The organism is Streptomyces laculatispora (genome assembly GCF_017353455.1).
Taxonomy (GTDB): Bacteria; Actinomycetota; Actinomycetes; order Streptomycetales; family Streptomycetaceae; genus Streptomyces; species Streptomyces laculatispora.
On record NZ_JAFMPZ010000281.1, the window covers coordinates 1 to 6,509 of the forward strand.

Genomic DNA, 6,509 nt, shown 5'->3' on the forward strand with positions numbered 1-6,509 from the left:
GGGCGGAGACGCTGACCGGCCGGCAGAGCAGCCCGCTGAGCGGTCCCGCCGAGCGGGACGCGGCGGTACGGCGGTCGCTGGAACGACTGGAGCGGGAGCCGGATCTCGTACCGCCGGACTGGACGCTGCACACCGTGCGGCCGCAGAGCGTGGAGTTCTGGCAGGGGGATCCGCATCGCAGGCACACCCGTCTCAACTACCGCTCCCAGCCTGGTGGTTGGGTGCGCGAGCTGCTGTGGCCGTGAGCGGTACCGGCCCCGGACGGGCCGCGGTGGTGCGGCCCGTCAGGGAGGGGTGCGGTCAGCGCGTGGGCGGTTCGGCCCCGACCAGCCACATCGAGAAGAACTGCGCCCCGCCGCCGTAGGCGTGGCCGAGCGCCCGGCGCGCGCCGTCCACCTGGTGCTCCCCCGCCCGTCCGCGCACCTGGAGGGCCGCCTCGGCGAAGCGGATCATTCCGGAGGCGCCGATGGGATTGGTGGAGAGCACCCCGCCCGAGGGGTTCACCGGCAGGTCGCCGTCGAGTTCGGTGACTCCGGCCTCGGTGAGCTTCCAGCCCTCGCCCTCGTCGGCGAAGCCGAGGTTCTCCAGCCACATCGGCTCATACCAGGAGAACGGGACGTACATCTCGACGGCGTCGATCTCCCGGCGCGGGTCGCTGATCCCGGCCTGCCGGTAGACATCGGCCGCGCAGTCCTTGCCGGCCTGCGGCGAGACGAAGTCCTTGCCCGCGAAGAGGGTCGGTTCGCTGCGCATCGCGCCCCCGTGCACCCAGGCGGGCGGATGCGGCGAACGGTCCGCGCCGGTGCGGTCGGTGAGGATCATCGCGCAGGCCCCGTCCGAGGACGGGCACGTCTCGGAGTAGCGGATGGGGTCCCAGAGCATCGGTGCGGACTGGACCTTCTCCAGGGTGATGTCCGGGTCATGGATGTGCGCGTACGGGTTCTTCAGCGCGTTGCGCCGGTCCTTGTAGGCGACGAGGGAGCCGACGGTGTCGGGCGCCCCGGTGCGCCGCATGTAGGCACGCACATGCGGGGCGAAGAATCCGCCCGCACCGGCCAGCAGCGGCTGCTGGAACGGGATGGGCAGCGAGAGGCCCCACATCGCGTTGGACTCCGACTGCTTCTCGAAGGCGAGGGTGAGGACGGTGCGGTGCACGCGTGCGGCGACGAGGTTGGCGGCGACGAGCGCCGTCGAGCCGCCGACGGATCCGGCGGTGTGGACCCGCAGCATCGGTTTGCCGACCGCGCCGAGGGCGTCGGCGAGGTAGAGCTCCGGCATCATCACGCCCTCGAAGAAGTCGGGGGCCTTTCCGATGACCACGGCGTCGATGTCCGCCCAGGTCAGCGCGGCGTCCTGGAGGGCGCGGACGGCGGCCTCGCGGACGAGCCCGGCGAGGGAGACGTCGCGGCGGGCGGCGACGTGCTTGGTCTGGCCGATGCCGACGACGGCCACGGGCTCCTTAGGCATGAGTGCTCTCCCCTTCGAGGACGGCGACCAGGTTCTGCTGGAGGCAGGGGCCGGACGTGGCGTGGGCGAGCGCCCGGTCGGACTCGCCGCGGTGGATGCGGGCGGCGGCCTCACCGAGCCGGATCAGCCCCGCGGCCATCAGCGGGTTGGCGGCGAGCGCGCCGCCCGACGGGTTCACCCGGACCCGGTCGTCGAGCCCGAGCGCCTTGCGCAGCACCACTTCCTGGGAGCTGAACGGGGCGTGCAGCTCGGCGGTGTCGACGGGCCGTTCGAAGACCCCGGCCCGTTCGGCGGCGAGCCGGGTCGACGGTGACTCGGTGAGCTCGCGCACCCCGAGGCCGTGGGCCTCGATGCGGTGGTCGATGCCGCGGATCCAGGCGGGCCGCTCGCACAGCGCCCGCGCGGTGTCCCCGGCGGCGAGGATCACGGCGGCGGCGCCGTCGCCGATGGGCGGGCAGTCGCCGGTACGCAGCGGCCGCACGAGGTAGTCGCCGGCCGGCACGGCGCCGCTGAGCTGGGCGTGCGGGTTGTCCGACGCGGCCTCGCGGCTGCGGGCGGCGAGGGCCGCGAGCGCGGCCTCGTCGGTGTCGCCCGCGTCGATGAGCGCCTGGGCCTGGAGGGCGGCGAGCGCGACGGAGTCGGGCCACAGCGGGGCGGTGTAGTACGGGTCGAGCTGCCGGGTGAGTACGTCGCGCACCTGGCCGGGTGAGGACTTCCCGTACGCGTAGACCAGTGCGGTGTCCGCCTCACCGGTCTGGATCTTCACCCAGGCCTCGTACAGGGCCCAGGCCCCGTCCATCTCCACATGGGACTCGGAGATCGGCGGGTGCGCGCCCACTCCGTCGAGCGCCATGGTGAAGGAGAAGGCGCGGCCAGCCAGGTAGTCGCTGGAGCCGGAGCAGGTGAAGCCGATGTCGCTGGTCCTGAGGCCGGTCGCGTCGAGGACCTGGTGCAGGACGGGCATCAGCATCTCGACTTCGGAGAGTTCGTCGGTGCGCCGCAGATGGTCGGTCTGCGCGAAGGCGACGATCGCTACGTCCCGCATCTAGACCAGCTCCTTGTACACGTCGTAGTCGGCGTCCGGTTCGCCGGTCGGCCGGTAGTGGTCGGGGTGGCGGCCGCCCTCGGTCCATACGGGCTCGACGCGCAGGCCCATCCGCACCTGGTCGTACGGGATGCCGCCGATCCGTGCGTGCAGGGCGAGGTCGGCGCCGTCCAGGGCGATGTGCGCGTAGACGTAGGGCACCTCGATGTCGAGGTTCTTCGCCTTGATGTTGACGACGCAGTAGGTGGTGACCGTGCCGCGCGGTCCGACCTCGACCCGTTCGTCGGTGGCGACGCCACAGGTGGGGCAGGCGCCGCGGGGCGGTACGTACACCTTGCGGCAGGACGGGCAGCGCTCGCCGACGACGCGCCGGTCCTCCAGCGCCTCGAGGTAGGCGCTCTGGGCGCGGCCCGGGGTGTAGGTGTAGTCGAGGCGGGCGGGGGTGACGATGCCGGTGACGGGGTCGGCGAACTCGCCGTCGTGCGGGGCGGGTTCGCCGGGCTCGCTCTCGTGCGGCTCGAAGCAGGCGATGTCCGTGATGGCGCCGGTGCGGGCCTCGGCCCAGCGGACGCGGACGCGCATGCCGGTGCGGACGGCTTCGGGTCCGGGTGCGTCCAGGACGTGGAGGAGTGCGGTGTCGGCCCCGTCCAGCCGTACGAGCACCCAGGCGAAGGGGGTGTCCAGGGGCTGGTCGCGGCGGGGCTGCGGGTTCCAGGCCCAGGTGGTGACCGTGCCGGTGGCGGCGACCTCCACCAGGTCGTGGATCTCCTCCGCGGTGACGGGGTCGTACTCGACGGGCGGGACCAGGACCTTGCCGTCACCGGTCCGTACGCCGAGCACGGTGCGTTCGCGCAGTCCGGTGAGGAAGGCGCTCTGGACCGGGCCGAGGGAGCGGGTGAAGGGGAATTCGACCACCAGCGGTGCGCTGAGGACGTCGGGCACGGTTGCCTCCTTGGTTCAGGCCCGCCGGTAGACGGGCGGGCGCTTCTCGGCGAAGGCGCGGGCGCCCTCCTTGGCGTCGGCGGTGGCGAAGACGGGCCAGCCGCGCTTCAGTTCGGCGGCGAGGCCGTCGGTCTCGGTCATCTCCGCTGTCTCGTACACCGATGCCTTGACCTCTTCGACGGCGAGCGGGCCGCAGGCGTTGATCTGTTCGGCGACGGCGAGGGCCGCCTCCAGTGCGGTGCCGTCGGGGACGACCCGGCCGATCAGTCCGATCCGGGCCGCTTCCCCGGCGTCGTACGGCCGGCCGGTGAGCAGCATTTCGAGTGCGTGGGTCCGCGCGATCTGGCGGGGCAGCCGTACGGTCGAGCCGCCGATGGGGAAGAGCCCGCGCCTGACCTCGAAGAGGCCGAAGGTGGCGCTCTCGCCAGCGATGCGGATGTCGGTGCCCTGCAGGATCTCGGTGCCGCCCGCCACGCAGTGCCCCTCGACGGCGGCGATGACCGGTTTGCGGGGGCGGTGGTGGCGCAGCATGGCCTTCCAGTGCAGGTCGGGGTCGGCCGTCATCCGGTCCCGGTACTGCTCGCCGTCCATGCCGTCCCCGGCGAGGGCCTTGAGGTCCATGCCGGCGCAGAAGCAGCCGCCGGCGCCGGTGAGGACGACGGAGCGGATCTCCTCGTCCGCGTCCGCGGCCAGCCAGCCGTCGTACAGGCCGACGAGCATCGGCAGCGAGAGCGCGTTCTTGCTCTGCGGCCTGTTCAAGGTGAGCACCAGTGTGGCGCCTTCGCGCTGCACGGTGAGGTGTTCCGTACCGCCCATGGTCTGTCTCCCGTCTCAAGGCTAGAACAGGTTGCAGTAGTTGGGGAGGCAGTTCAATAGTTTCCTGACAGGCAGTCAGATTTCTTCACGGGCCCCCTTCCCACTTGTGGCGGTCGGCGCTCTAATGACGCCGAGCCACTCACCAACCGGGGTCAGGAGGAACGGTGGAGTACAACCTTGCCGACCTGTTCGAATCGGTGGTCGACGCTGTCCCGGAACGCGAGGCGCTCGTCTACCTCGACCATCCCGGAACGGGCGCCGAGCGCAGGCTCACCTACGCGGGGCTCGACGCCGCCGCGAACCGCATCGCCCATCACCTGATCGAGGCCGGGATCGGCCCCGGCGAACATCTGGGCCTGCACCTGTACAACGGCATCGAGTACCTCCAGACGGTCCTGGCCTGCCTGAAGGCGCGCATCGTCCCGGTCAACGTCAACTACCGGTACGTGGAGGAAGAGCTGGTCTACCTCTACCAGGACGCGGACCTGGCGGCGCTCGTCTTCGACGCCGAGTTCGACGAGCGCGTCGCGGCCGCCGCGCCGCAGGCGCCGAAGCTCCGCCACCTCATCCGGGTGGGCGCGCCCGCGAAGGGTGCGCCGGGCCCGGATGCCGTCGCGTTCGCGGCGGCCGAGGCCGCCGGGGATCCGGGGCGCGGCTTCGCACCCCGGTCGCCCGACGACCAGTTCATCATCTACACGGGCGGCACCACGGGCATGCCCAAGGGGGTGATGTGGCGCCAGGAGGACCTCTTCTTCTCCGGCCTCGGCGGCGGCGCGCCGACCGGCGAGCCGGTGAAGACCCCGCAGGAGCTGGCCGAACGGGTGGCCGCGGGCGGCGAGGGCATCACCTTCTTTCCCACTCCCCCGCTGATGCACGGCACCTCGACGCTCACCGCGTTCATCGGTTTCAACTTCGGGCAGCGGATCGTGGTGCACCGCAAGTTCGTGCCGCACGAGGTGCTTCGCACGATCGAGAAGGAGAAGGTCACCAGCGTGTCGCTGGTCGGCGACGCGATGCTGCGCCCGCTGATCGACGCACTGAAGGGACCGCTGAAGGACACCGACTGCTCGTCGATGTTCTCCGTCTCCAGCTCGGGGGCGGTCATGTCCGACTCGGTGCGGGCGGAGTTCCAGGCGCTCGTGCCGAATGTGATGCTGCTGAACAACTTCGGCTCCTCCGAGTCCGGTTTCAACGGCACCGCGACGGCCGACTCCGGACCGAGGAACGGCTTCCGGCTGCGGATGAACTCCCGTACGGCGGTGGTCGATCCGGCGACCTACGAGCCGGTGGAACCGGGCGTGCCGGGGCGGATCGCGCAGCGCGGTCATGTGCCGCTCGGCTACTACAACGACCCGCGCAAGACCGCGGAGACGTTCTTCCACAAGGGCGAGGAGCGGTGGGTGCTGCTCGGCGACATGGCGACGGTCGACGCCGACGGCATCGTCACGGTGCTCGGCCGGGGGTCGCAGTGCATCAACACCGGGGGCGAGAAGGTGTATCCGGAGGAGGTCGAGCAGGCCCTCAAGGCCCATCCGGACGTGTACGACGCACTGGTCGCCGGCGCGCCCGACGAGCGCTGGGGCAGCCAGGTCGCCGCCGTGGTGCAGCTGCGCGAGGGCGCCGAGGCACCCTCGCTGGACGACGTCCAGGCGCACTGCCGGACACGGCTGGCCGGCTACAAGATCCCGCGGCACCTGGTGATCGCCCCGCAGATCCGGCGCTCCCCCAGCGGCAAGGCGGACTACCGGTGGGCCCGCTCGGTCGTCGCACCCGTCCGCCCGGCCGACGGCTGAGACGGGCGCGGCGCCCGTCGCCGGTATCACCCGAGTGCGCGGCCCCGCGTCCGCGGCAGACACGGGCCGCGGGGCATGACGTAAGCCATTCGGGCACGTCACGCGCTCAACCGGTCACCCTGCGTGGCATCGGGGGGTGATCGCCCATAGCTTCGGCTCATGAGGAAACGACACTTCGAATGCCTCGTGGGCATCGCAGCCGTCTCGGCCGCCGGACTGGGCACGGCCGTGCCGTCCGTCCCGGCCGCTGCCGCCGGCGGCCATGTGGTGTATCCGGGCCAGTCGATCCAGGCAGCGGTGGACTCCGCGAAGCCCGGTGACACCATCGTCGTCCGGCCCGGCACCTACCGCGAGAGCGTGCTGATCAGCACGCCGGGCCTGACCCTGCGCGGCTCCGGGGACCGTACGGTCATCGTGCCGGGCACGAGCCGCGCAGGGTCAGGCCC

The 6,509-nt window shown here is 71.8% G+C and carries 6 protein-coding genes and 1 pseudogene; 3 read left to right on the forward strand and 4 right to left on the reverse strand.

Translation table 11 applies throughout. The annotated features are described in order from the left end of the window. A partial coding sequence (locus J1C73_RS15525) for a pyridoxine 5'-phosphate oxidase C-terminal domain-containing protein (protein WP_278186563.1) occupies positions 1-245 on the forward strand: 245 nt, incomplete at its 5' end. A gap of 55 nt (positions 246-300) precedes the next feature. Here the strand turns inward: J1C73_RS15525 and J1C73_RS15530 are convergent. The 4 genes from J1C73_RS15530 to J1C73_RS15545 are packed head-to-tail and all read right to left on the reverse strand — an operon-like array spanning position 301 to position 4,270. Continuing rightward, on the reverse strand, positions 301-1,467 hold the full coding sequence (locus J1C73_RS15530; RefSeq protein WP_207316893.1) for a thiolase family protein: 1,167 nt from the start codon (positions 1,465-1,467) through the stop codon (positions 301-303). Continuing rightward, positions 1,460-2,512: a thiolase family protein gene (locus J1C73_RS15535; protein ID WP_207316894.1), complete on the reverse strand. Its 1,053-nt coding sequence runs from the start codon at positions 2,510-2,512 to the stop codon at positions 1,460-1,462. The genes J1C73_RS15530 and J1C73_RS15535 overlap by 8 nt, the downstream gene beginning before the upstream one ends. Further along, complete coding sequence (locus tag J1C73_RS15540; protein ID WP_207316895.1) at positions 2,513-3,454, reverse strand: Zn-ribbon domain-containing OB-fold protein; 942 nt, start codon at positions 3,452-3,454, stop codon at positions 2,513-2,515. It abuts the gene before it with no gap. A 15-nt stretch (positions 3,455-3,469) separates the two neighbouring features. Next, positions 3,470-4,270, reverse strand: a complete 801-nt coding sequence (locus J1C73_RS15545) for a crotonase/enoyl-CoA hydratase family protein (protein WP_123466891.1) — start codon at positions 4,268-4,270, stop codon at positions 3,470-3,472. Between the two features lie 164 nt (positions 4,271-4,434). Between J1C73_RS15545 and J1C73_RS15550 the strand changes: the two genes are divergently transcribed. Together J1C73_RS15550 and J1C73_RS15555 are read left to right on the forward strand one after the other, a co-directional pair. Continuing rightward, on the forward strand, positions 4,435-6,063 hold the full coding sequence (locus tag J1C73_RS15550; protein WP_207316896.1) for an acyl-CoA synthetase: 1,629 nt from the start codon (positions 4,435-4,437) through the stop codon (positions 6,061-6,063). Positions 6,064-6,222: 159 nt separating this feature from the next. Then, a pseudogene (locus J1C73_RS15555) lies at positions 6,223-6,509 on the forward strand (right-handed parallel beta-helix repeat-containing protein); the annotation flags it as partial.

Coding starts and splice junctions, on each gene's coding strand:
- J1C73_RS15530 (WP_207316893.1), bottom strand. CDS start 1,467: ATGCCTAAGGAGCCCGTGGCCGTCGTCGGCATCGGCCAGACCAAGCAC.
- J1C73_RS15545 (WP_123466891.1), bottom strand. CDS start 4,270: ATGGGCGGTACGGAACACCTCACCGTGCAGCGCGAAGGCGCCACACTG.
- J1C73_RS15535 (WP_207316894.1), bottom strand. CDS start 2,512: ATGCGGGACGTAGCGATCGTCGCCTTCGCGCAGACCGACCATCTGCGG.